Raw genomic sequence first — 25,628 nt, 5'->3', positions numbered from 1 at the left:
GTTCTCTGTCACTTTCAACCTGCCGTTTAGCGCGCGTTGGGCAGGATCACGATCTCGACCCGGCGGTTTTGCGCTTTGCCAGCGGCGCTCAGGTTGCTTGCCACGGGCTGGCTTTCGCCACGGCCGAATGTCTGCAAACGCTGCTGCGGCACGCCGTTGGACAGAAGGATGTTGCCCACGGCCTGCGCGCGACGCTCGGAAAGCTGCTGGTTGTAGGCCGCTTCGCCATCGCTGTCGGTGTGGCCCACGACTTGCAGGGTGGAGTTCTGATAGATGTTCACGTTCTGCGCCAGCGCGGCCAGATCGTCACGCAGGGCGGGCGATACGCTGGTGCTGTCGGTCGCAAAGAGGATGTCTTGCGGCAGTGTCACGATCAGACGGTCGCCGGTGTTGGTGATCACCACACGGCTGTCCATCGCGGCGCGCAACTCTGCCTCTTGCTTATCGAGCGAATAGCCGACGCCCGCGCCGATCGTGCCGCCGATCAAAGCGCCTTTCAGCGCGCCTTTGCCGTCACCTTCGGAAATCGCACCGGCAAGGGCCCCGACGCCCGCACCGATCAAAGCGCCATTCTTGGTCCGCTGGTTGGGATCGCCATTGCCCGGCTGCATCGGCTGCGTACAGGCACCCAGTGTCATCGCGCCAGCCAGAGCGGCGGCCAAAGTCATCTTCGAAGAAATCATGTCTACTGCCTTCATGTTTGCGGCCCCGTTCGGGCGGGGCATCTTGACGTGAACGCAATATAGGCACGCAAAGTTCCCAAAAACATTACATATAACCGCTATTCGGCAGAAACCCGCCCAGAGGGGGCTGTTTGCGCCTCTGCCCGTGCCGCCTCGAAGGCGAGCATTGCGCGTTTCACCGGCAACCCCCAGTGGTAGCCGCCCAAGCCCCCGCTTTTGCGCAGCGCCCGGTGACAGGGGATCAGCCAACTCACCGGATTGCGCCCAACCGCCGTGCCCACGGCGCGCACGGCACGGGGGCTGCCGATGCTCTGCGCGATTTCGGAATAGGTGGTCACCTGCCCCGAGGGGATGCTCAGCAGCGCCTCCCAAACCTTGATTTGAAAGGGCGCACCGATGAGGTAGAGCGGCGCCTTCGCCTCGGGGTCTTTCCGCCGCCCAAAGGCGGCGTCAACCCATGCCTGCAACCGCGCGGGGGCCTCCTTGAAATCGGCGAGCGGCCAGCGGCTACAAAGATCCGCCATCGCCGCATCCTCCCCCACTTCCGACGACAGCGCGAGCCCGCAGATGCCCTTGTCGGTGCCCATCACCAGTGTCGGGCCGAAGGGGCTGTCGAACCAACCCCAGTAGATCGTCAGCCCCGCGCCCTTGCGGGCGAACTCACCGGGGCTCATCGCCTCCCAGCGCAGGAAAAGGTCATGCAATCGCCCGCTGCCCGACAGCCCCAATTCATGCGCCGCCGCCAGCGTGGTGAAACGGTCGCGCAGCATGACCTTGGCCTGATCCAGCATCAGATACTGCTGGTATCGCTTCGGCGAGACCCCCACCCAGCGTGAGAACAGCCGCTGGAAATGCGCGGCGGACATGCCCATCTCGCCCGCGATCCAATCGAGTTGCTTGGGGTCCTCGGCCTCGTCAATCAGGGCGATGGCGCGGCGCATCACCTGATAGTGGTACCCCTGATCTTCGGGCGCGGGAGAGAGCTGTGCGATCTGTGTCATGCCACCAGATTAGCCGCGCCCCTGCCCCCGTGCGACCCGTTTCTTGCGCCATCGCACCCCACGCCCCGCCCCCGCTTGCCCTGCCGCGCCATTCATCGCATACCCTGAGCCATGGCCCGCCAACTTGATTATCATACCATCCGCGAGATCTTCGCCCGCTTCCAACAGGCAGAGCCTGAGCCCGAGGGCGAGTTGGAGCATGTGAATGTCTATACGCTCGTCGTGGCCGTGGCGCTGAGCGCGCAATCGACCGACGCGGGTGTCAATAAGGCGACGCGCGAGCTGTTCAAAATCGCCGACACGCCGCAAAAGATGCTCGATCTGGGGCTTGAGGGGCTGATCGGCCATATCAAGACCATCGGCCTCTACCGTCAGAAGGCCAAGAACGTCATCAAGCTGAGCCAAATCCTTGTCGACGATTACGACGGCGAGGTGCCCAATTCCCGCGCCGCGCTGCAATCGCTGCCGGGTGTCGGGCGCAAGACCGCGAATGTCGTGCTCAATATGTGGTGGGGCCAGCCCGCGCAGGCGGTGGACACGCATATCTTCCGCGTTGGCAACCGCACCGGGATCGCACCGGGCAAGACGGTCGACGCGGTCGAGCGCGCCATCGAGGACAACATTCCCGCCGATTTCCAGCGCCATGCCCATCACTGGCTGATCCTGCATGGCCGCTATCACTGCAAAGCCCGCAAACCCCTGTGCCGCACCTGCATCATCCGTGACCTGTGCCAATACGAGGACAAGACAGAATGACCCAATACGAAGTGGTTGGCATCGGCAACGCCGTCGTCGACGTGATCTCCCATGCCGATGACAGTTTCCTTGCCGACAACGGTATCGAGAAAGGCATCATGCAGTTGATCGAGCGTGACCGCGCCGAAGACCTCTATGCCGCAATGCAAGACCGGGTGCAGACGCCGGGCGGCTCGGTCGCCAATACCGTCGCGGGCGCGGGCGCGCTGGGCCTCAAGACCGCCTTTATCGGGCGGGTGCGCGATGATGAGTTGGGCCAGTTCTATGCCAAGGCGATGACCGATATCGGGATCGATTTCGTCAACGCCCCCGTGGCGGAGGGCGAGAACCCAACCTCGCGTTGCATGATCTTCGTCACCCCCGATGGGGAGCGGTCCCTGAACACCTACCTCGGCATCTCGACCGGGCTGACCTCGGCCGATGTGCCGCAGGCGGTGACGGAGAAGGCCAAGCTGATGTTCCTCGAAGGCTACCTCTTCGACCACGAGGCGGGCAAAACCGCCTTTCGCGAAGCCGCGCGGGCCGCGACGGCGGGCGGCGGCATGGCAGGCATCGCCATATCCGACCCCTTCTGCGTGGAGCGTCACCGCGACGACTTCCTCGCGCTGATCGAAAACGATCTGGGCTATGTCATCGGTAATGAGGCCGAGATTCGCGCCCTTTGGGAAACCGACGACACCGAAGCCGCCCTGGCCAAGACCGCCGAGATTTGCCCGCTGGTGGTCTGCACCCGGTCGGGCGACGGTGTCACGCTAGTGCGGGGCGAGGAACGGGTCGACGTGCCGGTCGAAAAGGTCGTGCCGGTGGATGCCACGGGCGCGGGCGATCAATTCGCGGCGGGCTTCCTCTATGGCCTCGCCACGGGCCGCGATTTTGAGACCTGTGGCCGCATGGGCAACATCTGCGCGGGCGAAGTGATCCGCCACATCGGCCCCCGCCCCCAAACTGACATCATGGCCCTGTTCAAGGCCGAAGGGCTGGTCTGACCATGATCGAGAACGGTTTTCATGATGTCCCGCCCGGCAAACTCGCCGTGGTGGTGACCCATCTTGAGATGGACGCCAAACCCAGCCTGCGGGAGGTGCCCCTGCCCGAGGGTGTCACCTTTCGAAAGGTCTCACCGACGCCCGACTGGTTTCGGGGCATTTTCCGGCGCGTCGGGATGGATTGGCTCTGGTACGGGCGGCTCAAATTGGATGACACGGCCCTCTGCGCGCTGCTGCAAGACCCGGCGCGGGACTTCTATACGCTGACCCGCGATGGCAAGGACGAGGCGCTGCTTGAGTTGAACTTCCCCGAAGACGGCAGCTGCGAGCTGGCCTATTTCGGGCTGACCTCTGCGCTGATCGGCAGCGGTTCGGGGCGGTATCTGATGAACCAAGCGATCACGCTGGCATGGGAAAAGCCGATCACCCGACTGCACCTGCATACCTGCACCAACGACAGCCCACAGGCGCTTGGCTTTTATGTGCGGTCAGGTTTCATCCCAGTGCGCCGCCAGGTTGAGATCGACGACGACCCGCGTCTCACAGGGCTGCTGCCCCGCGATGCCGCACCGCAAGTGCCGCTTATCGAGGCATAAGACTGCCGCCGGATCACCGAACCGGCGTGCACTCCGCCCCTTGGAAACAGGCGATCACCTTATCCACCATGGCAGGCTTCGGAGAGCCGAAAAGATCGCCCCCGCAGGGGTTGCTTTCCAGCGCATAGGCCCCATCCGGTTTGCGTTCGAGGAAGGCCAGAACATCCCCCTCTTCGGCGGAGCCGCACCAAGGGCCGAAACACTGAACGTTGAGCGTCAAGGGCTGGTCAAAGGGCACGTCAAAGCCCCCTTCGGATAGCGCCTTGCCGCTGATCTGCGCCCGGATCGGCGTCTCTTCGGGCGGGTTGATCCCGATGGTGCCACCCTTTGGCAGGGCGCTGGCGTCAAAGGTCAGACGCCCCTGCACCACGACATAGTTTTCCTCGGCCGTGGCCGCGCGTTGATAAGTCGCCTCGACCGAATGGGGCAGGCAACTGAGCGCAAGCGCGGGCAGCGGGGCCAAAGTGGCGAGGGCGCAGGCGATGATCCGTGTCATAACTTCTCCTCAAACTCTTCAAGAACCGCCGCATAGACCGCACGTTTGAACGGCACGATATTCGCGACCAGTTGATCTGCGGGCATCCAGCGCCATTCCGAGAATTCAGGCTCAGCCGTCTGGATGTTGACCTGATCGTCCTGCCCCAGAAAACGCATGAGGAACCACTTCTGTTCCTGCCCCCGGTAGCGGCCCTTCCAGATGTTGGGCACCAGTTCATGGGGCAGATCATAGGGCAGCCAGCTTGTCGTCTCGGCTTCGATCCGCACCAGATTGCTGGGAATGCCGGTCTCTTCCTCTAGCTCACGCAGGGCCGCATCGCGCGCGGCCTCGCCCTTGTCGACCCCGCCTTGGGGCATCTGCCAAGCGTCCTGATCCCGGTCGCGCCGCTGGCCGACAAAGACCTCCCCCTCGGCATTCACCAGCATCACGCCGACGCAAGAGCGGTAGGGCAGTTTGGCAATCTCTTCGGGGGTCATGGGGGCAGGTCTCCTGAATGGCGTTCATGAGGGAGTTAGCACGACCAAGGCGCGGCTCAAAGCGGTCACATTGCGGCTATGACGTTTCGGCAGCGGCATCGTTGACGCGGCGTTTCGCGTGACTTGCCCTGCCGTTTCCGATGGTGTCACAGTGACCCAGCCCACCCAGAAAGGTAAAGCCATGTCCGACTACCCCCACCTGCTTGCCCCGCTCGACCTTGGTTTCACCACGCTGAAGAACCGGCTGTTGATGGGCTCGATGCATACCGGGTTGGAGGAGACGGGCGATTGGAACCGCGTGGCGGAGTTCTATGCGGCGCGGGCGCGGGGCGATGTGGGGCTGATGGTCACGGGCGGCATCGGGCCGAACCGCGAAGGCGCGGTGGCCCATGGCGCGGCGATGATGGTCAGCCAGAAGGACGTGGACAACCACAGCATCATCACCCAGCGGGTGCATGAGGCGGGCGGCAAGATCGCCATGCAGATCCTGCACGCGGGCCGCTATGCCTTCACGCCTGAATGCGTGGCCCCGAGCGCAGTGAAATCCCCGATCTCGATGTTCGCGCCCAAGGCGTTGGACGAGGAAGGCATCGAGAAACAGATCAGCGACATCGCCGCCTGCGCCCTGCGCGCCCGCGAGGCGGGCTACGATGGGGTCGAGATCATGGGCTCCGAGGGGTATTTCCTGAATCAGTTCCTCGTCACCCATACCAACAAGCGCGAAGACCGCTGGGGCGGGTCTTACGAGAACCGCATGCGCCTGCCGCTGGAAGTCGTGCGCCGGGTGCGCGAGACGGTGGGCGAGGATTTCATCCTGATCTACCGCCTGTCGATGATCGACCTCGTGCCCAACGGCTCGACCTTCGAAGAGGTCGTGCAACTGGCGCAAGAGGTCGAGAAGGCGGGTGCAAATATCATTAACACTGGCATCGGCTGGCACGAGGCGCGCATCCCCACGATCGCCACCTCGGTGCCGCGCGCGGCCTTTGCATGGGTCACGAAAAAGCTGATGGGCAAGGTCGGCATCCCTCTGATCACCTCGAACCGGATCAACACGCCGCAAGTGGCCGAAGAGGTGCTGGCGGAGGGCTGCGCCGACATGGTCAGCCTCGCGCGTCCAATGCTGGCAGATGCCGGTTTCCTCGCCAAGGCGAAGGCCGGTCAGGCCGAGCGCATCGCCCCCTGCATCGCCTGCAACCAAGCCTGCCTCGACCATACCTTCGGCGGCAGGATCTCCACCTGCCTCGTGAACCCGCGCGCCTGTTACGAGACGGAATTGCGGATCGAACCCGCCGCAAGCCCGAAAACAATTGCCGTTGTCGGTGCCGGCCCTGCCGGCCTCTCGGCGGCCATCACGGCGGCGGAGCGGGGCCACAAGGTCACCCTGATGGACCGCGCAAGCGAGATCGGCGGGCAACTCAACCTCGCCAAACAAGTCGCGGGGAAGGAGGAGTTCTGGGGCCTCGTCGATTGGTACCGCACCATGCTGGACGTGCACGGCGTGACCGTGCAGCTTGAGACCGAAGCCACGAGCGAGGCGCTCTCAGGCTTCGACGAGGTCATCATCGCCACCGGCGTCGTGCCGCGCGACCCGGAGATTCCCGGCCAGAACCGCGACAACGTAGTGAGCTACATCGACGTGCTGAACGGCACTGCGAAGGTCGGCCAGCGGGTCGCGGTGATCGGTGCGGGCGGGATCGGCTTCGACGTGTCGGAGCATCTGGTCCACGATGGCGAGAGCAGCACGATGAACCTGCCCGAATGGATGCGCGAATGGGGCGTCACGGACCCGGGCGAACACCGCAGCGGCCTTGCCCCCGAAGGGCCGCAACCGCCAGCACCCGCACGCCAGATCACCATGCTGCAACGCAAGACCAGCAAGCCCGGCAAGGGTCTGGGCAAGACCACGGGCTGGATTCACCGCGCCTCGCTCACCATGCGCGACGTGAAGATGATCGCGGGGGTGAACTACGAACAGATTGACGACGCCGGCCTGCATATCTCCTTTGGCGAGGCGCGCGAGAACCCCACGGTGATCGAGGCCGACACCATCGTGCTCTGCGCCGGGCAATTGTCCGAGCGCAGCCTCGCCGATGCACTGGAGGCGCGGGGGCAGACCTGCCACGTGATCGGCGGCGCGGATGTGGCGGCGGAACTCGACGCGAAACGCGCTATCAACCAAGGCACGCGGCTGGCAGCGGGGCTCTAGGCAACCGGCGGGGCCTTGGCCCCCTTGCGCCGCGCCCTAGATCGCCGCAGGATTGCTAAAACGATCCAAGGTCCCCATGCCCCTTTGCGTCTTCGACATCTTTGAGGACGGCACAGCCAAGGTGCCCTCCGACGACAATCTCACCGGGCCGGGGCGCTACCGCTGGTGGCACTACGACATGGCTGATCCGGCGCTGGCACCGTGGCTGGCCGAACACCTGCCCGAGATCCCGGCGGGTGCGTTGCTACAGCCCGAAACCCGCCCGCGCTGTGACGAATATGACGACGGGCTGATCCTCAACCTGCGGGGCATCAACCTCAACGAAGGGCAACAGGCCGACCAGATGGTTTCGGTCCGGATGTGGGTGACGGATGCGGTGGTGATCACCGTGCGGATGCGCCGGGTCTTTGCCATAGATGAGCTGCGCGCGCTGGCCGCCGAGAACAACGCGCCGCCCCGGCCTTCGGCCTTTGTCGAGGCGCTGGTGTCTCGGCTGACCGCCCGGGTGCAGGTCGAAGTGGCGCGGCTGGCGGATCGGACGGCCTTCTACGAGACCGATCTAGAGGACCACAGCACCCCGCCGCCGAAGGAACTGCCGGTGACCCGCCGCAGCGCAATCCGGCTGGAACGCTACCTCGCCCCGCAGCGCCATGCGCTGGAGCGGCTAGCCACGCTGAACCTGCCGCTGGTGCCGGGCGTGGACGCGATGAAGCTGCGCGAACTGGCCAACCGCACCGCCATCGTGGTCGAGGAATTGGACGCGCTGCAGGAACGCATCGTCACGGTGCAGGACGAACACGACAACCAGGTCGCGCAGCGACAGGCGCGGCACAGCTACATGCTCTCCATCGCCGCCGCGGTCTTTTTGCCGCTGGGGTTCCTGACGGGACTTTTCGGCGTGAACGTGGGCGGGATGCCGGGCGTGGACGATCCGCATGCCTTCGCGATCCTTTGCCTTGCCATGGTCGGCCTCGCTGCCATCATGCTGGCCGTGTTGAAATGGCTGCGCTGGCTGTGACGGGCATGGAAACGGATTGTTCTGCCGTTTCCATGCCATGAACGATCCCCGCAAAGACCACGGGACTGTCTTGCCTCCGCCCCGATCCTGCCCGAATTGACGCCCATACCTGACCGCAACAAGATCAATGCGAAGGGACAGGCAATGGACCGCCTTACGGAAATGGAAGCGTTTGCCACTGTGGTGGATCAAGGCGGCTTTACAGATGCTGCCAAGAAGATGGGGATCTCGAAATCCGCCGTTTCAAAGCATGTCTCCTCGCTTGAGGCGCGCTTGGGCGCACGATTGCTGAACCGCACCACCCGCCGCGTCTCGCCCACCGAGATTGGCCTTGCTTACTACGACCGCGCCCGTCGCGTGCTGAACGACGCAGGCGAGGCCGATGCCTTGGTCACCTCGATGCAATCCGCGCCCTCGGGGCTTCTGCGCATTTCGGTGGCGACGGACTTTGGGGTGAACCACCTCTCCCCCGCGCTGTCGGAGTTCTTGCAAGACTTTCCCGATATCACCGTGAACATGGTGCTGAACAACCGCTACGTCGAGCTGATCTCGGAAGGCTTCGACATGGCCGTGCGGATCGGGGAGTTGGAAGACAGCACCCTGCGCGCGCGCAAATTGACCGAGACCACCAAACGCATGATCGCCAGCCCGAAGTATTTCGAGCAATACGGGCGGCCGGAAAAGATCGACGATCTGAACAATCACAAGCTGCTGCATTATTCGAACCAGTCTTCGGGCAACGTGTGGAAACTGACCGCCCCTTCGGGCGAGAAACGGCAGGTGCGCACCGCCGGTTGGCTGTCGGTCAACGACGGGCAGAGCCTTTTGAACGCCGCGATCTCGGGGCTAGGCATCGCCTATCTGCCGAGCTTCCTCTACGCCGAGGCGATGGAGAAAGGTCTGGTCGAGGACGCGATCCCCGATCTGCCGCTGGAGACGCAGGGCATCTATGCCGTCTATCCGCCGGGCCGCTTCACCCAGCCCAAGGTGCGGGCGTTTATCGACTTTCTGGTGCATGAGTTCGCCGAGAAGGGGCCGGCGGACTGGTAAGGGTCGCGAGAGCCACCCAGCCGGAACGAGTGGCGGTCGCCGGGCCATCGCCTGCCCGCCCCCCGGGTAGGCGATTGGGCGAGGCTGGGTACGACCTTGCGAACGCACACAATGGTTGAGCCATAAAGTGGCAACGCCATACCGCCTGATCGCCGACCCGCGGGCAGGCGCTGGCCCTTTCACAAGACCACCTTTCCTCTCCCCCACCAGCACGCTATCTCTCCCGCCATGAGCAACATGCGCGAAACCTACGCCCGGCTTGTCGCCGAGGGCAAACTACAGGCCGACCCGGCCCAAGAAACCGTCATGGCCGAGTTCGACCGCATCCGCGATGCGCTGGCCAACCCGCCGAAGAAAAGCTTTTTCCGCAAAGCCCCAGAGCCCCCCAAGGGCCTGTACCTTTGGGGCGGTGTCGGGCGCGGTAAATCCATGCTGATGGACATGTTCGTGGCGCATCTGCCCGACGTGCCTGCGCGCCGCGTGCATTTCCACGCCTTCATGCAGGAAATCCACAACGCCATGCATGAGGTCCGCAAGACCGGCGTGGATGACGCCATTGCGCCCGTGGCCCGCGACGTCGCGGAAAGCGTCCGCCTGCTGGCCTTCGACGAGATGCAGATCACCGACATCACCGACGCGATGATCGTAGGCCGCCTGTTCGAAGCGCTCTTTGCCGCGGGCGTCGTAGTGGTCACCACCTCGAACCGCCTGCCCGATGACCTCTACAAAAACGGCATCAACCGCGAGGTTTTCGTGCCCTTCATCGACCTCATCAAAGAGCGGATGGTGGTCCATGAATTGGCCAGCCCGACCGATTACCGCCAAGACCGGCTGGCAGGGTCGCAGGTCTATTTCACCCCCGTCAATGCCGAAAGCCGGGCCGCGATGGACGCGGTCTGGGACGATCTTGCAGGGACCGAGGGCGAACCGCTGACCCTACAGGTCAAGGGCCGCGAAGTGACCATTCCGCAATATCACAACGCCATGGCCCGCGCCGGTTTTCACGCCCTCTGCGGCCAACCTCTGGGCGCGGCGGATTACCTCGCGCTGGCGCAGGCTGTGCGGGTACTGCTGCTGGACAACATCCCCACCCTTGGCCGGTCAAACTTTAACGAGGCCAAGCGTTTCGTCACCCTGATCGACGCGCTTTACGAGGCGAAGGTGCGGCTGATCTGTTCCGCCGCCGCCGCGCCGGAAATGCTCTACCTCGAAGGTGAAGGCACCTTTGAATTCGAGCGTACAGCCTCCCGCCTGCGGGAGATGCAGGGGGAAGACTGGGGGCGCTGACCGCCCCCGGCCAACCGATCAGGAATCACTGACCGGCTGCATATGCAGGTCATTGCCCTGCAGGAAAGGGTGGTAAGGCCGTTCGACCTCATAAAGCCACCACAGGCCGCCCGCGATAATTGCGAGACCTACGGCCATGAAGATAAATTGAAACTTCCGTGCATCGTCCTGATCGTGACGCGCGGACCGGCTGAAATTGCGCATGGGGAGACCTCGGTCAAATTCGAAAGGGGAGAGTTCCATGGACCAAGATATACCACATCTGCACCTCGCAGCAGCGGCACACCCAAATATGGTTAATTAGACGTTTTCACGCAACACGCTACCGGCAAGGTAGAGCGAGCCGCAGATCAGCACACGCGCATGGGGTTCGCGGGCGATGATCGCCTTGAGCGCCGCGGTGACGGTCTCGGCCTCTGCGGTCTCGAACCCCACATCGCGCGCCACCTTTGCTGTCGCCTCGGCAGGCAGGGTCGCCGCCTCGCCGGGGATCGACACGGCGGTGAGGCTAGCCGCCTCTGCCGCCAACGGGCGCAGGTATCCGGCGATGTCCTTGGTGTTCAACATGCCGCAAATCAGGTGCGTCGGGCGTTTCGGCAGGGTGGCCAGCGTGGCCGCCAATGCCGCCCCCGCCGCCGGGTTATGGCCGCCGTCGAGCCACAACTCGCCCTCCGGCGCCATACGGGCAAGCGGCCCGTCTGACAGCCGCTGCATCCGTGCGGGCCACTGCGCCTGCGTCACCGCAGCCTCGCAAGCCTCTGCGTCAATGCCAAGCTGGCGCAGCGCGGCCAGCGCGGCCCCGGCGTTCATGATCTGGTGGTCGCCGGGCAGATTGGGACGCGGCAGATCAAGCAGGCCGCGCTCATCCTGATAGACCACGCGCCCGGCTTCGGGCGCGACATGCCACTGCTGACCATAGGCCAAGAGCGGTACCCCGAGTTTCGCGGCGCGGTCTTCGATCACCTCAAGCGCGGGCTCTTCCTGCTTGCCGACCACGCAAGGGACAAGCCGCTTGATGATACCCGCCTTTTCGCCGGCGATCTCGGCCAGTGTTTCGCCAAGATACTGCTGATGATCGACCGACACCGGGGTGATCACGGTCAAGGCGGGATCGACCACATTCGTCGCGTCGAGCCGCCCGCCAAGGCCGACTTCGAGCAGGGTATAATCGGCAGGCACCCGCGAAAAAGCGAGGATCGCGGCACAGGTCGTGATCTCGAAATAGGTGATCTCTTCGCCGCCATTGGCAGCATGGCATTCGTCCAGCACGGCGGCGAGGTCGGGCTCTGAGATCAACGCCCCCGCGACCCGGATACGCTCGTGAAACCGCGCCAAATGCGGCGAGGTATAGGCGTGTACCGTCTTTCCCGCCGCCTCCAGGCCTGCGCGGATCATCGCTTGGGTCGAGCCTTTGCCATTGGTGCCCGCAATATGGATCACCGGCGGCAGGTCGTTCTGCGGATTGCCCAAAGCATCGAGCAGCCGCCACATCCGGTCGAGCGTCAGGTCGATGATCTTGGGGTGCAGCGCCATCATCCGTTCAAGGATGACGTCGGATGAAGGCGTGCTCATTTCTTCTCTGGCGTGTCGGCGGGCAAATCCGCTGCGGCCTGAACGGCGGCGGCGGCCTCGGCCACCTCAAGCTCTTCGGGGGCGGGCAAGTCGCCGCGCACGGCAGGGGGCAGGCCCATCAACATGCGGGTGATGGTGATCAACTCATCGCGCATCTCGGTCCGTTTGGTCACCCGGTCGAGCATCCCGTGGTCGAGCAGATATTCCGCCCGCTGGAACCCTTCGGGCAGTTTCTCACGGATGGTCTGTTCGATCACGCGCGGCCCGGCAAAACAGATCAGCGCGTTCGGCTCGGCGATCTGCACGTCGCCCAGCATTGCGTAGGACGCGGTGACGCCCCCGGTGGTGGGATGGGTCAGCACGACGATGTAAGGAAGCCCCGCCTCTTTCAGCATCTGCACGGCGACGGTGGTGCGCGGCATCTGCATCAGGCTGAGGATACCCTCCTGCATCCGCGCGCCACCGGCGGCGGAGAACAGCACCAGCGGGCGCTTCAGCTTCACGGCTTCCTCGGCGGCGGCAATGATTGCATTGCCGACATACATGCCCATCGACCCACCCATGAAGGAAAAGTCCTGCGCGCAGGCGACGATCGGCGTGCGACCAATATCGCCGGTCACGACCAGCATCGCCTCATGCTCACCGGTCTGCTTTTGCGCGGCCTTCATCCGGTCGGGATAGCGCTTCTGGTCTTTGAAATGCAGCGGGTCGGGCGTGGGCGCCGGGACCTTCACCTCGGTAAAGATACCACCGTCGAACAGCGCTTTGAAGCGCGCGCGGGGGCTGATGTGCATGTGATGGCCGCAGTTGGTGCAGACGTTCAGATTGTCTGCCAACTCACGGTGAAACAGCATGGTGCCGCATTCGTTGCACTTGGTCCACAGATTGTCCGGCGTCTCGCGGCGCGAGAAGATCGAGTTGATTCGCGGGCGGACGTAGTTCGTGATCCAGTTCATTGGCAGGCCTCTGCTGTGGTTCCGTCCCAGATAATCCCCGCATGGGGAAATTGCAATCAGCGGCGTATCGCCAGCCGCGCCGCCAGCCATGAGACCAGCATCAAGGCGAAGTCCACCGGCAACCATGAGCGCAACGCCGCCGCGTCATCCATCGAAAAGGGCGTGAGATAAAGCGCCAGCCCCGAAAGATCATCCGGCAGAGAGACAATGAGAATGGCCGAGACGTTGTTCCACAGATGCACCGCGATGGCCGGCCCAAGCGAGCCGGAGCGCGCGGTGAGGTCCGCCATCAGGATGCCGAAAAACCCAGCCCAAAGCGCCACCATTAGCGCGTTCTCCCCCGCCTCGGCAGGCAGGTAATGGCCCGCTGCGAACAGCGCCGACGGCAGCACCATCCAGATCAGCGGCGCGTTGAACCGCGCCGCGAGTTGCTGCTGCACATAGCCGCGAAAGACGATCTCTTCGGCGCTGACCTGCACCAGCACGGCCAGCAGCGACAGCGGCAAAAGCAGCAACCAGCGGCTTAGGGGCAGGTTCGGCGTCAACTCACCGCCCATGCTCCACGGCGGCAATACCGCAAGCGCAACGCCCAGCAGCAACATCGCCCCGGAAACCGCGCGAAAACTGGGCCAGAGCCGCCCCGGCAGGCCAAAAAGGCTCCCCGCGCTGCGCCGGTGCACGATCCGCACGGTCACGGCGACGGCCATCGCCATGGTGCCAAAGCTGAACAGCAGCAGATACATCGCCTGCGGCGTGGCCCCTTTCAGAAGATCGCCATGCAGCGAGGGGGCCGCCGATCCCGCCAGCCCATAGACCGTTTGAAAGTAAAGCTCGTTCAGCGCGACATAGGCCACCACGGCCACGAACAGCCCCAAGAAAAACCGCCACAGTGCCGAGGTGCTGCGTGCGGGCGCGACAAAGGCCGCGTGGGCGCTGTAATCGGGCCGCCAGTTCATCAGCGGCGCCGTTCAAATCGGAGGTGGTGCTTGCAGAGCATATACCGGGCCTTCACGCTTGCGGGCGGGCCGAACCGACCGCGCCAGAAGGTCAGAACCTATGCCCTAACACGCTGCAATACAACAGTTCCCCCGCCTCATACGCGCCAAAGCCTTGCAGCATAGCCGCCGCCCGACTATTCCATTCACGACGTTTCAAGGAGCCCACCGATGTCCACCACGCCCCGCTTCGACAAATCCCGGCTGCCCAGCCGCCATGTGACCGAAGGCCCGGCCCGCGCGCCGCACCGGTCCTACTACTATGCCATGGGCATGACCGAAGAAGAGATTCACCAGCCGCTGGTGGGCGTCGCCACCTGCTGGAACGAAGCCGCCCCCTGTAACATCGCGCTGAACCGTCAGGCGCAGGCGGTGAAGGTTGGCGTGCACTCCGAACAGGGCACCCCGCGCGAGTTCACCACCATCACCGTCACCGATGGCATCGCCATGGGACACGAGGGCATGCGCTCTTCGCTGGCCTCGCGTGAGGCGATTGCCGACACGGTTGAGCTGACCATGCGCGGCCATTGCTATGACGCCATTGTCGGGCTGGCGGGCTGCGACAAGTCGCTGCCGGGGATGATGATGGCGATGCTGCGGCTGAACGTGCCATCGGTCTTCCTCTACGGCGGGTCGATCCTGCCGGGCAAGGCGCCTGCGGGCGCCGATGTGCCGGAAGATTTCGCCACCCGCGATCTCACGGTGCAGGACATGTTCGAGGCCGTGGGCCGCTTCCAGAACGGCTCCATGTCGCAGGCCGCGCTCGACGTGCTGGAGCGCGTCGCCTGCCCCTCTGCCGGGGCCTGCGGTGGCCAGTTCACCGCCAACACCATGGCCTGCGTGTCCGAAGCCATCGGCCTCGCGCTGCCGAACTCCTCGGGCATGCCCGCGCCCTACGAAAGCCGCGACGCCTATGCCGAAGCCTCGGGTGCCGCGGTGATGAACCTGATCGAGAAGAACATCCGCGCCCGCGACATCTGCACCCGCGAAGCCTTCGAGAACGCGGCGCGTATCGTCGCCTGCACCGGTGGCTCCACCAACGCGGGCCTGCACCTTCCTGCGATGGCCCATGAGGCCGGGATCGACTTCTTCCTCGAAGACGTTTGCGAAATCTTCCGCGACACGCCGTACTTCGTCGACATGAAACCGGGCGGCGCCTATGTGGCCAAAGACCTCTATGACGCGGGCGGCGTTCCTGTGGTGATGAAGGAGCTGCGCAAGGCGGGGCTTTTGCACACCGACTGTCTGACCGCCACGGGCCGTTCTATCGGCGAAGAACTGGACCGCATCGACCGCGAGGCCGACGGCAAGGTGATCCACTCGGTCGCGACCCCGATCAGCAAGACCGGCGGCGTCGTGGGCCTGAAAGGCAACCTCGCCCCCGAAGGCGCCATCGTGAAGATCGCGGGCATGGCCGAGGAAGACATCGTCTTCACCGGACCGGCGCTGGTGTTCGAATGCGAACAGGACGCATTCGAGGCGGTGCAAAACCGCGCCTATTCCGAAGGCGATGTTTTCGTCATCCGCAACGAAGGCCCCGCAGGCGGCCCCGGCATGCGCGAGATGCTGGCGACTACAGCCGCGCTTTCCGGTCAGGGCATGGGCAAGAAGGTGGCGCTGATCACCGATGGTCGTTTTTCGGGTGCCACCCGTGGTTTCTGCGTTGGCCACGTCGGCCCCGAAGCGGCACATGGCGGCCCGATCGCGCTGTTGAAAAACGGCGACATGATCACCCTCGACGCCATCAAGGGCAGCATCACCGTTGATCTGTCGGACGAGGAACTGGCCGAGCGCCGCAAGGCATGGGCTGGCCCGCGTGCCACTAACTACGAAAGCGGCGCGCTGTGGAAATACGCGAAACTCGTCGGCCCCACCTACCTTGGCGCGGTAACACATCCCGGCGCCAAGGCGGAGACCCATGATTACATGGACCTCTAAAAGCCCGCTTGCGGCGCTTGCGATGCTCACCCTGTCCGCCTGCGAAGGCGGTCAGGGTTTTTCCTTTGGCGGCAGCCCCGACACGCCCGAGAAACCGCTGCTGCAAACAGCTCTGGCCGGGGGCGCGGTGCAGGTGGTGCCGCCGCAGGGTTATTGCATCGACCCCAAAAGCCTCAAACGTCGCTTTGCGCTGATGGCGCGCTGCGATGCACTTGGTCTGCCGGATGCGGTCAGCGCCGCGCCGCGCGGCATTCTCACCCTCGCGCTGATCGAAGCCGAGGCCGACGCGCCCCTGCCCACCCCGCAACAGGTTGCCGAGGCGGCAGGGCTAAGCCAGTTGCAAGAGGCCGGTCGCATCGAAGGGGCGTCAATCTTTGTGGCTCAAGGGCCGGTGCCCGCCGAGGGCATGTCCCCCCGCCACTGGCGCGGCATGGCGCGGATCGGCGGCCATGTGGCCAGCGTCACCCTCTACGGCGCGCCGCAAAGCCGCGCCATTTCCGAAGAAGGCCGCGCGCTGGTGGCAGAGCTGATCCAGCAAAGCCGCAGCAAAAGCGCAAAGCCCACCGCCCCCGGCAGCTGACTGGCCTTTGTTTCCAAATCGGCAACACTGCCCGGGGCCGGAAACAATCACGGGGGCTATTCATTTGAACGAAATCCCCGCCTTGCATAGACTGCGAGCAAACGAGAGGCGCAGGGCCATGGTCAACTTCCGCAGCGGTTATCTTGAGGGCAAGCTCTTTGCCCGCGCGCTGCAACGCTGGGCGGTTGCGGCCCGCAAAGCGGCCACGGCTGACCTTGCCACCCTGCGCCGCCAACGCAGCCGCGCCCGGCTGCTGCGGGCCGAACTGAACCGGCTGATCCATCGCGCCGAAGACCGCCTTGCCCTGCCTGCCATCGGGGCCAGCGGCTTCCCGAAACCACATAACGCCGATTGGGCATGGCGGCCCGAGTTGTGGCGCGGCCCGCTTGCCACGCCGGGGCTGTCCTCGGTCGCGACGAAATCCAAACTGGGCGAAGAGGTGACCCTGTTCCACGATTGCGCGCAGTCGGAACTGACTCTGCGCCAATTGCGCAACCTGCGCGAAGCCGACCTGGCCCCCTTTGGCCTACAACTCGACGTGTTCAAATTCGACGGGTCATTCCTGTCGCTGGTTGTTGATCTGCCGCCCGAGGCCATCACCGGATTGAAACGCCGCCATGTCATCCGCATGGATACGATCGTGCAATTGGAACACCCGCTGGAGATCTTTGCCCGGCTCAACATCCGCCACGGTCCGAACACCGAACAGATCGTCCGCGAAATGCCCGTGGGTCAGGAAAGCATCAGCGTCGAATTCGATCTGGCCTATAGCAAGCTCAACGAAAAGCGGATCGAGGCGGCATGGATCGACCTGATCTTTGAAGGGCCGGAGATGAACCAAGTCGTGCTGCGCGACCTCACTTTTTCCCGCTCCCCCCGCGCCCAGATCTAGGACCCCGTGATGAGCCGATATGACCTGACCAAAACCGTGCTGCGCCAAGGCGTCTGGCAGGGCGTGCTGACCGCCAAAGAGGGTGCAGACACGCCGCAGATCAGCGTGACCCATGAGGGCAAGGAGGTGACGGATATCACGTTAGAGGCCGAAGGGTCCGAAGGGCGCTGGCATATCTCCTTCCCGGTCCCGGCAGAGGCGATTGCCGATGGGGTCCAGACCCTTGTCATCACCGAAAAGGCCAGCGGGGCGCTCTTGGGTCATGTGACCCTGATCGCGGATGAAGCGCTCGGCGATGACATACGGGCCGAGATGGACCTGCTGCGCGCCGAACTCGACATGCTGAAACGCGCCTTTCGGCGGCACTGCCGCGAGACGGAATGAGCGAAACGCCCTCCCGCAGGACCGCGCCCAACAAGAAGCCCCGCTGCCTCCAGCGGGGCTTTGTGCATCTATGTGAAAGAGATCACTCGTTCGGACCCAGAGCCGACAGACCTTTGAGGATGTCGATGGCATAGGCCAGTTGGTAATCCTCTTCGCGCAGCTCTGCCGCTTTGCGGGCCTTTTCGCGGTCGTCTTCGATCTGTTTGATCTGATCGTCGGTCAGGCTGTCGTTGTTCAACCGGCCCCGCAGATCGGCTTCGGAGCGGAGGGGGCGTGCCGACAATGCGTCGTCGTCTTCCTCGGGCTCTGGCGTGACCGGAGGTTGGGCCACGACGATATCGGGCGATACGCCAAGCGCTTGGATCGACCGGCCCGAGGGCGTGTAGTAACGCGCCGTGGTCAGGCGCATGGCCCCGTCCCCGCGCAGCGGCATCACGGTCTGGACCGAGCCTTTGCCAAAGCTCTTGGTGCCGATGACGATGGCGCGGCGGTGGTCCTGCAAAGCGCCCGCGACAATCTCGGAAGCCGAGGCCGAACCGCCGTTGATTAGCACGACGATCGGCTTGCCCATCGCCAGATCACCCGGCGTGGCGTTCACCCGGTCACCGTCTTCGATGTCGCGGCCCCGGGTGCTGACGATCTCGCCCTCCTCAAGAAAGGCATCCGACACGGCAATTGCCTGATTAAGCAGGCCACCGGGGTTGTTGCGCATGTCGATGACGATGCCGTTGAGATTCTCAATGCCGCCCGCCTCTTCGATCTGCTGCTCCAGCCCTTCCTTCATCTTCGGATAGGTCTGCTCGTTAAAGGTGGTCAGGCGCAGCACGGCGGTATCGCCCACGGTGCGGGCCCGCACGGCGGTCAATTGGATCGTGTCACGTACGATGGAGACGTCAAAGGGCTCCGGCTCCCCTTCCCGCACCACGGTGATCAGGATCTCGGACCCCACCGGCCCGCGCATCATCTCGACCGCATCGTCGAGGCCGAGACCCAGCAGGCTTTCGCCATCGACATGGGTGATGAAATCCCCCGCTTCGATCCCGGCCTCAGCAGCAGGCGTGCCGTCGATGGGGGAGACGACTTTGACAAAACCCTCTTCTTGGGTGACCTCGATGCCAAGGCCGCCAAACTCACCGCGCGTCTGCTCGCGCATTTTCTCGGCGTCTTTCGGCGACAGGTAGGACGAATGCGGATCAAGCGAGGTCAGCATACCGTTGATGGCAGCTTCGATCAGGTCACCGGGATCAACATCTTCGACATATTGGGCGCGGATGCGTTCGAAAATATCGCCAAAGAGATCGAGTTGTTCGTAAACATTGGTCGTCTTCTCGGCCTCTTGCGCCAGCAGCGGCCCGGCGATCTGGGTGGTGGCGACCACCCCCGCCACCGTGCCTGCAACGGCTGCCATCACGAATTTCTTCATCTGCTATCCATCCTTGTCGGTGCGGAACCAGTCTGCCGGATCCTGAGGTGTGTTGTCTTGCCTGACTTCTATATAGAGCGTTTCCGTCCGGTCAGTGCCAGTGGCTTCACCATTTGGTGACATCTGAGAAGTTGTGCCGCTTTCCGGCCCGCCCATCAACCCGATGGGGGTGCCACCGGCAATCACCTGCCCGGCTTGGCCGTAAACCACATCCAGCCCCGCCAGCACGAAAAGCGTGTCGACCTGCGGCTCAAGGATCACCACATTGCCCAGATCGAGCAGCGGGCCGACATAACGGATCGTCGCCGCCGATGGGCTGGTGACGATGGCACGCGGGCGGGTGGCAAGGATCATACCGGGCCGCGTCACGCCCGCCGAATCCGTCTCTCCGGCCTTGCGGATCACCAGCCCCTGCGCGGGCAATGGCAGATCGCCCACCTGCCCGTCGAGGTTCACCGGCGCAGGCTCAACCGCGCCGGTGGTGATCTCGGACAGGCCGCTGGCAAAGCCGTCCAACGTCTCGGTCGAGGCGATGAGGATCGCGGTGCGCACCGGGTCTTCGGTAAAGCGCATAGGCAGATCGGTGCGGTTGGCCATGGCCTGATTGAGCGCGGTGCGCGCGGCCTGAAGCTCGGTCAGCCCGTCTTGCAGGCGCTGCGCCGCATCGGTTTGGAGCGCGCGCAGGGTCTTGATGTCCTCATAGTCCTGCCGCAGCGCATCGGCGCGGGCGTTCAGCGCGGGCGTCAATTCAGCCAGCAACATGCCTGCGCGGGCGGTGCCCATCGGTCCGTCGGGGTGCAGCAGCACCACGGGCGACGGGTCACCGCCGATGCTTTGCAAGACGCCCAAGAACTGCGCCACCTCACCCTCGCGCGCCTGTAGCTTGCGGCTGAGCTGCGCCTCGTTGATCGCGGCCTGCCGCAGCCCGGCCCGCATCGCCGCGAGACCTGCCTCAAACGCCTGAATCGTCTCGGTCAGCGCCTTCACCCGGTCGCGCGCGCCATCGGCTTGATCCAACCGCGCCGATGCGGCCTCCAAGGCGGTCGCGGCCGCGCGTGCCTCCGCGGCGGCCTCATCGGCCTGCGCCTGTGCCATCAGGGGCAGACAGGCAAAAAGGACAGCCGCGGCAAGATGTTTCATGAAAGCAGGCTTTTCCCGGTCATTTCTTCGGGCTGCGGCAGGTCCATCAAATCAAGCACCGTGGGCGCCAGATCGGCCAACCGCCCGTCGCGCAGCGCCGCCCCTTCGGGCGCGCCCACCGCCACCACCGGCACGGGGTTGAGCGTATGGGCCGTATGCGCGCCGCCGGTCTCGGGGTCGATCATCATCTCGCAATTGCCGTGATCCGCGGTGACGATCATCGCGCCGCCTGCGGCCTCCAGCGCCTTCAGCACCCGGCCCAGCCCCGCATCCACCGCCTCACAAGCCGCAATCGCCGCCTCCAGATCGCCGGTATGGCCGACCATATCGGGGTTGGCGTAGTTCACCACGATCAGGTCATAGCCCGCCTCGATCGCCTGCACGAATTGATCCGTCACCTCGGCAGAGGACATCTCGGGTTGCATGTCATAGGTCGCCACATTGGGCGATTTGGGCATGTTGCGGTCCTCCCCCGTGGCCGGAGTCTCAACCCCGCCATTGAGGAAGAAGGTCACATGGGGATATTTCTCGGTCTCGGCCAGCCGGAACTGGCGCAGCCCGTGCTGCGCCACCCAGTCGCCGAGCGTGTTCTTGATGTCCGGCTTGGGATACATCGTGGTCATATAGGCGGCGTGGTCCTTGGAATATTCCGCCATGCCCATCAGCGCCGCCCATTCGGGGCGCGGGCCGGTGTCATAGGCGTCAAAGCCCGGATCGCCCAAAGCCGCCATGATTTCCCGCGCGCGGTCGGCGCGGAAGTTGAGGCAGAAGAATCCGTCGCCAGAAGCCGCCCCCGCGTAGCCCTCGATCACGCTGGCGGTGATGAATTCATCCGTCTCGCCCCGCCCATAGGCCGCCTCAACCGCCGCGCGGGGATCGGAGTACCCCTCCCCTTCGCCATGCAGGATCGCCGCCGAAGCCTTGCTGACCCGGTCCCAACGGTTGTCGCGGTCCATCGCGAAATAGCGCCCCGTCACAGTGACGATCTTCACGGCCTCGGGCAGCGCCGGCTCCAGCGTCTCGAAATAGCCAAGGGCTGAGGACGGCGCCACGTCGCGCCCATCGGTCACCGCATGGATCACCACTGGCAGCCCCGCCGCATCCAGCGCGCGGGCGGCGGCGATCATATGGCTGAGATGCCCATGCACCCCCCCGTCCGAGACGACGCCCATCAGATGCGCGGTGCCGCCGGTCTCTTGCAGCTTAGCGATAAAACCCCGCAGCCGCTCATTCTCGGCAAAGCTGCCCTCTTCGATGGCCAGATCGATCTGCCCCAGATCCATCGCCACCACCCGGCCCGCGCCGATATTGGTGTGGCCGACCTCGGAATTGCCCATCTGCCCGCGCGGCAGCCCCACATCGGGGCCATGGGTGATCAACTGCGCCTTCGGCCCCGCCTGCATGATCCGGTCGAAATTTGGCGTCTTGGCCAGCAGGGGCGCGTTGCCTTCCCGCACCTCGCTCAGGCCCCAACCGTCAAGGATGCACAATACGACAGGTTTGGGGGCGCTCATCAGACTGTTGCTCCGGCTTGGTGGCTGTTCAGCGCCTTTTACCCCTTGTGGGCTGGCACTTGAACCACTTTGTGCACAAGCCCCCCATTCCCGCGCAGAGCCCTTGCCCCGCGCGGCTGCTTTGGTCATAACGAGTGGCAACTTTCGCCTGAGCCGAGGACCAACTCCATGACCCTGCAAGCGCCCGAAACCCGCATCGTGAACACTTGGCGCGTGGCCTGCGACGGCAGCGAAGGCGCGCTTGGCCACCCGCGCGTCTGGCTGCAAATTCCCCAGGATCGCGGCTGGGTCGAATGCGGCTATTGCGACTGCAAATTCGTCCATGCGGATTTCGAAGGCAAAGTCTGAGCCTTTCCGGCCCCCATCTGAACAACTGAACCGACGGCACGAACCTGCCCGCGCGGCGCATTGGCGTCTGGCCGTGGGCCATGCTTCGTGGCAAAAGGGTCGCCAACCCAGCGGAGCATTCCTATGACATTCGGCAAAGGCCACCACCTGCATCTGATCGACGGCTCTGCCTTCATCTTTCGCGCCTATCACGCCCTGCCGCCGCTGACGCGCAAATCCGACGGCCTGCCGATTGGCGCCGTGGCGGGCTTCTGCAACATGCTGCACCGCTATGTAGAGGGCAACACCGGCCCCAACGCGCCCACCCATGTCGCCGTGATCTTCGACAAGGGCAGCCACACCTTCCGCAACGACATGTACGACCAGTACAAGGCCAACCGCGATGCGATGCCCGAAGACCTGCGCCCGCAGATCCCGCTGACCCGCACCGCGACCGAAGCCTTCAACATCGCCTGCAAAGAGCTTGAGGGCTATGAGGCCGATGACATCATCGCCACCCTCGCCGTGCAGGCCCGCGCCGCCGGAGGGCGTTGCACCATCATCAGCTCCGACAAGGATCTGATGCAGCTTGTGGGCGACGGGGTGGAAATGCTCGACGCGATGAAGAACAAGACCATCGACCGCGATGGGGTGTTCGAGAAGTTCGGCGTCTATCCCGAACGCGTGGTCGACGTGCAAGCGCTGGCGGGCGATTCGGTCGACAACGTGCCCGGCGCGCCCGGCATCGGGATTAAGACGGCAGCGCTTTTGATCAATGAATACGGCGATCTGGATGCGCTGCTTGAACGGGCGGGCGAGATCAAACAGCCCAAGCGCCGCCAGACCCTGATCGACCATGCCGAGCAAATCCGCCTGAGCCGCAATCTTGTCCTGCTGGACGAGAACACGCCGCTCGACTTCACCATCGACGATCTCGAAATGCGCGACCCCGATGCGGACCGCCTGCTGGGTTTCCTGTCCGAGATGGAGTTCCGCACCCTGTCGAAACGCGTTGCCGAGGTGCTGGGCCGCGAGGCCCCGGCCATCCCCGAAGCGCCCGCCCCCGCCGTGGCCGATGCGCCGCAGGTGGCCGAGGTGGCCTTTGACCACGGCAAATACGAACAGGTCGGCGACGCCGAAGCGCTGCGCGTCTGGCTCAACCGGATTTACGAGCGGGGCTATGTCGCGGTGGACACCGAAACCACCGGCCTCAATGAGATGACCGCGGAACTGGTCGGCGTTTCGCTGGCCGTGGAGCCCGGGCAGGCCTGCTACATCCCGCTGACCCACAAAGCCAGCCGCGACGACGACCTCTTCGGCGGAGAGGGGCTAGCCCCCGGTCAGATGCCGGTCGAAGAGGCGCTGCAACTGCTGACCCCGATGCTGGAGGATCCCGCGATCCTCAAGATCGGGCAGAACATGAAATACGACAGCAAGATTTTCGCTCAACTGGGCATCGCGGTCGCGCCCATCGACGACACCATGCTGATGTCCTACGCGATGCACGCGGGCCTGCACGGCCATGGGATGGACACGCTGTCGGAACGCTACCTCGGTCACACACCGATGCCGATCAAACCGCTTTTGGGCAGCGGCAAATCCGCCGTGACCTTCGACAAGGTGCCGCTGGCCGATGCCGTCCCCTATGCCGCCGAAGATGCCGATGTCACCCTGCGCCTGTGGCAGCTTTTCAAACCACAGTTGCACCGCGCCGAGGTCACCAAGGTCTACGAAACGCTGGAGCGCCCGCTGGTGCCGGTCTTGGCGCAGATGGAGCGGTCGGGCATCGAGGTCGACCGCGATACGCTCAGCCGCATGTCCAACGCCTTTGCCCAGAAAATGGCCGGGCTGGAGGCGGATATTCACGAGTTTTCGGGCGAGAGCTTCAACGTCGGCTCCCCCGCCCAGCTTGGCGAAATCCTCTTTGGCAAAATGGGGCTGCCGGGCGGCAAGAAGGGCAAGACCGGGAAATACTCTACCGGCGCGGATGTGCTTGAGGATTTGGCGACCGAACATGACCTCGCCCGCCGGGTGCTGGACTGGCGGCAGCTGTCCAAGCTGAAATCGACCTATACCGATGCGCTGCAAGACCATGTGAACGCCGAGACGGGCCGGGTGCACACCTGCTATTCCATCGCCGGGGCGGCGACCGGGCGGCTCGCCTCGACCGATCCGAACTTGCAGAACATCCCGATCCGCTCCGAGGAAGGCCGCCGCATCCGCGAGGCTTTCGTCGCCCCCGAGGGCAAGGTGCTGGTGGCGCTGGACTACAGCCAGATCGAGCTGCGCATCCTTGCGCATATCGCCCAGATCGACGCGCTGAAGGAGGCGTTTCACCGCGGCGACGACATCCACGCCATGACGGCGTCCGAGATGTTTGACGTGCCGATGGATCAGATGACCCCTGAGATCCGCCGCAACGCCAAGGCGATCAACTTCGGCGTGATCTACGGCATCTCGGGCTTCGGCCTTGCGCGCAACCTGCGCATCCCGCGGGCCGAGGCGCAGGGCTTCATCGACCGCTATTTCGAGCGTTTCCCCGGCATCCGGACCTACATGGACGACACCAAGGCCTTTGCGAAAGAGCACGGCTACGTGCAGACGCTCTTTGGCCGCAAGATCAACACGCCCAACATCGGCGCCAAGGGACCGCAGGCGGGCTTCGCCGCCCGGGCGGCGATCAACGCGCCGATCCAAGGCACCGCTGCCGATGTGATCCGCCGCGCCATGGTGCGGATGCCCGAGGCGATCGCCGATCTGCCCGCGACCATGCTGTTGCAGGTGCACGATGAACTGCTGTTCGAGGTCGAAAAGGGTGCCGAAGACGCACTGATCGCCGCCGCGCGTGAGGTGATGGAGAATGCCAATGACCCGGTGGTGAAGCTTGACGTGAAGCTGATCGTCGACGCCGGTGTGGGGGCCAATTGGGCGGAGGCGCACTGATGGATGACGCGGCCCTTCCCGCAGACCTCGCCCAAGCGCTGGAAGAGACCGGCGCGCAGGCCGGTTGGGACAGCTACAGCGACGCGCTGCGCGCCGATGCGCTGGCGTGGATCGACGCGGCGCGGACCACGACGGCGCGGTCAAAGCGGGTGGATGACGTGGCGCGCTTTGCCGGCAAGGGGCTGCCGCCGACGCCGTTTCAGTAGGGTGGAGGGCCATCGCCTGCCCGCGGGTTGGCGATCCAAGCTCAGTTCCTGCCACTTTATCTCTCAGCCATGATGTGCGGCCTCAAGGTTACGCCCGGCCCCACCAAATCGCCTACCCGGTGGGGCGGGCAGGCGATAGCCCGGCGCCTGCGGCTTGATTCCGGGTTGGCCCCATTCTCGGGCGATGGCCCTTTGTA

The 25,628-nt window shown here is 64.4% G+C and carries 25 protein-coding genes; 14 read left to right on the top strand and 11 right to left on the bottom strand.

The window, feature by feature from the left end; genetic code table 11:
- Nucleotides 1-26: 26 nt before the first annotated feature.
- Nucleotides 27-683, bottom strand: a complete 657-nt coding sequence (locus tag ACGYLO_RS02855) for an OmpA family protein (RefSeq protein WP_067265672.1) — start codon at nt 681-683, stop codon at nt 27-29.
- Between the two features lie 98 nt (nt 684-781).
- Nucleotides 782-1,684: a bifunctional helix-turn-helix domain-containing protein/methylated-DNA--[protein]-cysteine S-methyltransferase gene (locus ACGYLO_RS02850; protein ID WP_271688442.1), complete on the bottom strand. Its 903-nt coding sequence runs from the start codon at nt 1,682-1,684 to the stop codon at nt 782-784.
- Between the two features lie 111 nt (nt 1,685-1,795).
- Between ACGYLO_RS02850 and nth the strand changes: the two genes are divergently transcribed.
- The 3 genes from nth to ACGYLO_RS02835 are packed head-to-tail and all read left to right on the top strand — an operon-like array spanning nt 1,796 to nt 4,022.
- Complete coding sequence (gene nth / locus ACGYLO_RS02845; protein ID WP_271688443.1) at nt 1,796-2,440, top strand: endonuclease III; 645 nt, start codon at nt 1,796-1,798, stop codon at nt 2,438-2,440.
- Complete coding sequence (locus ACGYLO_RS02840) at nt 2,437-3,426, top strand: adenosine kinase (protein ID WP_271688444.1); 990 nt, start codon at nt 2,437-2,439, stop codon at nt 3,424-3,426. The genes nth and ACGYLO_RS02840 overlap by 4 nt, the downstream gene beginning before the upstream one ends.
- Nucleotides 3,427-3,428: 2 nt before the next feature.
- Entirely contained in the window at nt 3,429-4,022 is a 594-nt protein-coding gene (locus tag ACGYLO_RS02835) for a GNAT family N-acetyltransferase (RefSeq protein ID WP_271688446.1), read from the top strand.
- Nucleotides 4,023-4,035: 13 nt separating this feature from the next.
- Here the strand turns inward: ACGYLO_RS02835 and ACGYLO_RS02830 are convergent, their stop codons facing one another.
- Nucleotides 4,036-4,518 carry a hypothetical protein gene (locus tag ACGYLO_RS02830; protein WP_271688447.1) on the bottom strand — a complete coding sequence of 161 codons (483 nt, stop codon included), beginning with the start codon at nt 4,516-4,518 and terminating at the stop codon, nt 4,036-4,038.
- The gene (locus ACGYLO_RS02825; RefSeq protein ID WP_271688448.1) at nt 4,515-4,997 is read right to left on the bottom strand and encodes an RNA pyrophosphohydrolase; all 483 of its coding nucleotides are present in this window, start codon (nt 4,995-4,997) and stop codon (nt 4,515-4,517) included. Before ACGYLO_RS02825 ends, ACGYLO_RS02830 begins: the two co-directional genes overlap by 4 nt.
- A 181-nt stretch (nt 4,998-5,178) precedes the next feature.
- On the opposite strand from ACGYLO_RS02825, the gene ACGYLO_RS02820 reads away from it, so the two are divergent.
- The 4 genes from ACGYLO_RS02820 (at nt 5,179) to zapE (ending at nt 10,561) form a co-directional block, all read left to right on the top strand.
- Complete coding sequence (locus tag ACGYLO_RS02820) at nt 5,179-7,206, top strand: NADPH-dependent 2,4-dienoyl-CoA reductase (RefSeq protein WP_271688449.1); 2,028 nt, start codon at nt 5,179-5,181, stop codon at nt 7,204-7,206.
- Between the two features lie 76 nt (nt 7,207-7,282).
- Nucleotides 7,283-8,224: a zinc transporter ZntB gene (locus tag ACGYLO_RS02815; protein ID WP_271688450.1), complete on the top strand. Its 942-nt coding sequence runs from the start codon at nt 7,283-7,285 to the stop codon at nt 8,222-8,224.
- A 144-nt stretch (nt 8,225-8,368) separates the two neighbouring features.
- Nucleotides 8,369-9,274 (top strand): LysR family transcriptional regulator, encoded by a 906-nt coding sequence (locus ACGYLO_RS02810; RefSeq protein ID WP_067261147.1) that lies wholly within the window; start codon nt 8,369-8,371, stop codon nt 9,272-9,274.
- Nucleotides 9,275-9,502: 228 nt separating this feature from the next.
- Nucleotides 9,503-10,561 (top strand): cell division protein ZapE, encoded by a 1,059-nt coding sequence (gene zapE / locus ACGYLO_RS02805; protein WP_394376348.1) that lies wholly within the window; start codon nt 9,503-9,505, stop codon nt 10,559-10,561.
- Nucleotides 10,562-10,579: 18 nt separating this feature from the next.
- Here zapE and ACGYLO_RS02800 read toward each other — a convergent pair whose 3' ends face one another.
- The 4 genes from ACGYLO_RS02800 to ACGYLO_RS02785 form a co-directional block, all read right to left on the bottom strand.
- Entirely contained in the window at nt 10,580-10,765 is a 186-nt protein-coding gene (locus ACGYLO_RS02800; RefSeq protein ID WP_271688452.1) for a hypothetical protein, read from the bottom strand.
- A 96-nt stretch (nt 10,766-10,861) separates the two neighbouring features.
- On the bottom strand, nt 10,862-12,133 hold the full coding sequence (locus ACGYLO_RS02795; protein ID WP_271688453.1) for a folylpolyglutamate synthase/dihydrofolate synthase family protein: 1,272 nt from the start codon (nt 12,131-12,133) through the stop codon (nt 10,862-10,864).
- Nucleotides 12,130-13,089, bottom strand: a complete 960-nt coding sequence (accD, locus tag ACGYLO_RS02790) for an acetyl-CoA carboxylase, carboxyltransferase subunit beta (protein WP_136720227.1) — start codon at nt 13,087-13,089, stop codon at nt 12,130-12,132. Before accD ends, ACGYLO_RS02795 begins: the two co-directional genes overlap by 4 nt.
- Nucleotides 13,090-13,145: 56 nt before the next feature.
- Complete coding sequence (locus tag ACGYLO_RS02785; RefSeq protein WP_271688454.1) at nt 13,146-14,045, bottom strand: CPBP family intramembrane glutamic endopeptidase; 900 nt, start codon at nt 14,043-14,045, stop codon at nt 13,146-13,148.
- A 210-nt stretch (nt 14,046-14,255) separates the two neighbouring features.
- Between ACGYLO_RS02785 and ilvD the strand changes: the two genes are divergently transcribed.
- From ilvD to ACGYLO_RS02765, 4 genes are all read left to right on the top strand, one after another.
- Nucleotides 14,256-16,022 carry a dihydroxy-acid dehydratase gene (gene ilvD, locus ACGYLO_RS02780; RefSeq protein ID WP_271688455.1) on the top strand — a complete coding sequence of 589 codons (1,767 nt, stop codon included), beginning with the start codon at nt 14,256-14,258 and terminating at the stop codon, nt 16,020-16,022.
- Nucleotides 16,003-16,602 (top strand): hypothetical protein, encoded by a 600-nt coding sequence (locus ACGYLO_RS02775; RefSeq protein WP_271688456.1) that lies wholly within the window; start codon nt 16,003-16,005, stop codon nt 16,600-16,602. The genes ilvD and ACGYLO_RS02775 overlap by 20 nt, the downstream gene beginning before the upstream one ends.
- Before the next feature lie 118 nt (nt 16,603-16,720).
- On the top strand, nt 16,721-17,494 hold the full coding sequence (locus tag ACGYLO_RS02770) for a DUF6478 family protein (protein ID WP_271688457.1): 774 nt from the start codon (nt 16,721-16,723) through the stop codon (nt 17,492-17,494).
- A gap of 9 nt (nt 17,495-17,503) precedes the next feature.
- On the top strand, nt 17,504-17,878 hold the full coding sequence (locus ACGYLO_RS02765) for a hypothetical protein (RefSeq protein ID WP_271688458.1): 375 nt from the start codon (nt 17,504-17,506) through the stop codon (nt 17,876-17,878).
- 82 nt (nt 17,879-17,960) lie between these two features.
- Here ACGYLO_RS02765 and ACGYLO_RS02760 read toward each other — a convergent pair whose 3' ends face one another.
- Genes ACGYLO_RS02760 through gpmI form a run of 3 tightly spaced genes read right to left on the bottom strand, consistent with a single transcriptional unit; the run spans nt 17,961 to nt 21,955 of the window.
- A complete protein-coding gene (locus ACGYLO_RS02760; protein ID WP_271688459.1) occupies nt 17,961-19,301 on the bottom strand; it encodes a S41 family peptidase in 1,341 nt (446 codons plus the stop codon).
- A gap of 3 nt (nt 19,302-19,304) precedes the next feature.
- Nucleotides 19,305-20,441, bottom strand: a complete 1,137-nt coding sequence (locus ACGYLO_RS02755) for a murein hydrolase activator EnvC (RefSeq protein ID WP_209216699.1) — start codon at nt 20,439-20,441, stop codon at nt 19,305-19,307.
- Nucleotides 20,438-21,955 (bottom strand): 2,3-bisphosphoglycerate-independent phosphoglycerate mutase, encoded by a 1,518-nt coding sequence (gene gpmI, locus ACGYLO_RS02750; RefSeq protein WP_271688460.1) that lies wholly within the window; start codon nt 21,953-21,955, stop codon nt 20,438-20,440. The genes ACGYLO_RS02755 and gpmI overlap by 4 nt, the downstream gene beginning before the upstream one ends.
- Before the next feature lie 168 nt (nt 21,956-22,123).
- Between gpmI and ACGYLO_RS02745 the strand changes: the two genes are divergently transcribed.
- From ACGYLO_RS02745 to ACGYLO_RS02735, 3 genes are all read left to right on the top strand, one after another.
- Nucleotides 22,124-22,303: a zinc-finger domain-containing protein gene (locus tag ACGYLO_RS02745; protein ID WP_067263007.1), complete on the top strand. Its 180-nt coding sequence runs from the start codon at nt 22,124-22,126 to the stop codon at nt 22,301-22,303.
- A gap of 123 nt (nt 22,304-22,426) precedes the next feature.
- Nucleotides 22,427-25,225, top strand: a complete 2,799-nt coding sequence (polA, locus tag ACGYLO_RS02740; RefSeq protein WP_394376347.1) for a DNA polymerase I — start codon at nt 22,427-22,429, stop codon at nt 25,223-25,225.
- Nucleotides 25,225-25,431, top strand: a complete 207-nt coding sequence (locus ACGYLO_RS02735) for a YdeI/OmpD-associated family protein (protein WP_271688462.1) — start codon at nt 25,225-25,227, stop codon at nt 25,429-25,431. Before polA ends, ACGYLO_RS02735 begins: the two co-directional genes overlap by 1 nt.
- Nucleotides 25,432-25,628 lie beyond the last annotated feature (197 nt).

Origin of the sequence: Sulfitobacter sp. 1A13353, assembly GCF_043557255.1 — a bacterium.
Taxonomy (GTDB): domain Bacteria; phylum Pseudomonadota; class Alphaproteobacteria; order Rhodobacterales; family Rhodobacteraceae; genus Sulfitobacter; species Sulfitobacter faviae.
This window is presented reverse-complemented; position numbering and strand designations above follow the sequence as displayed.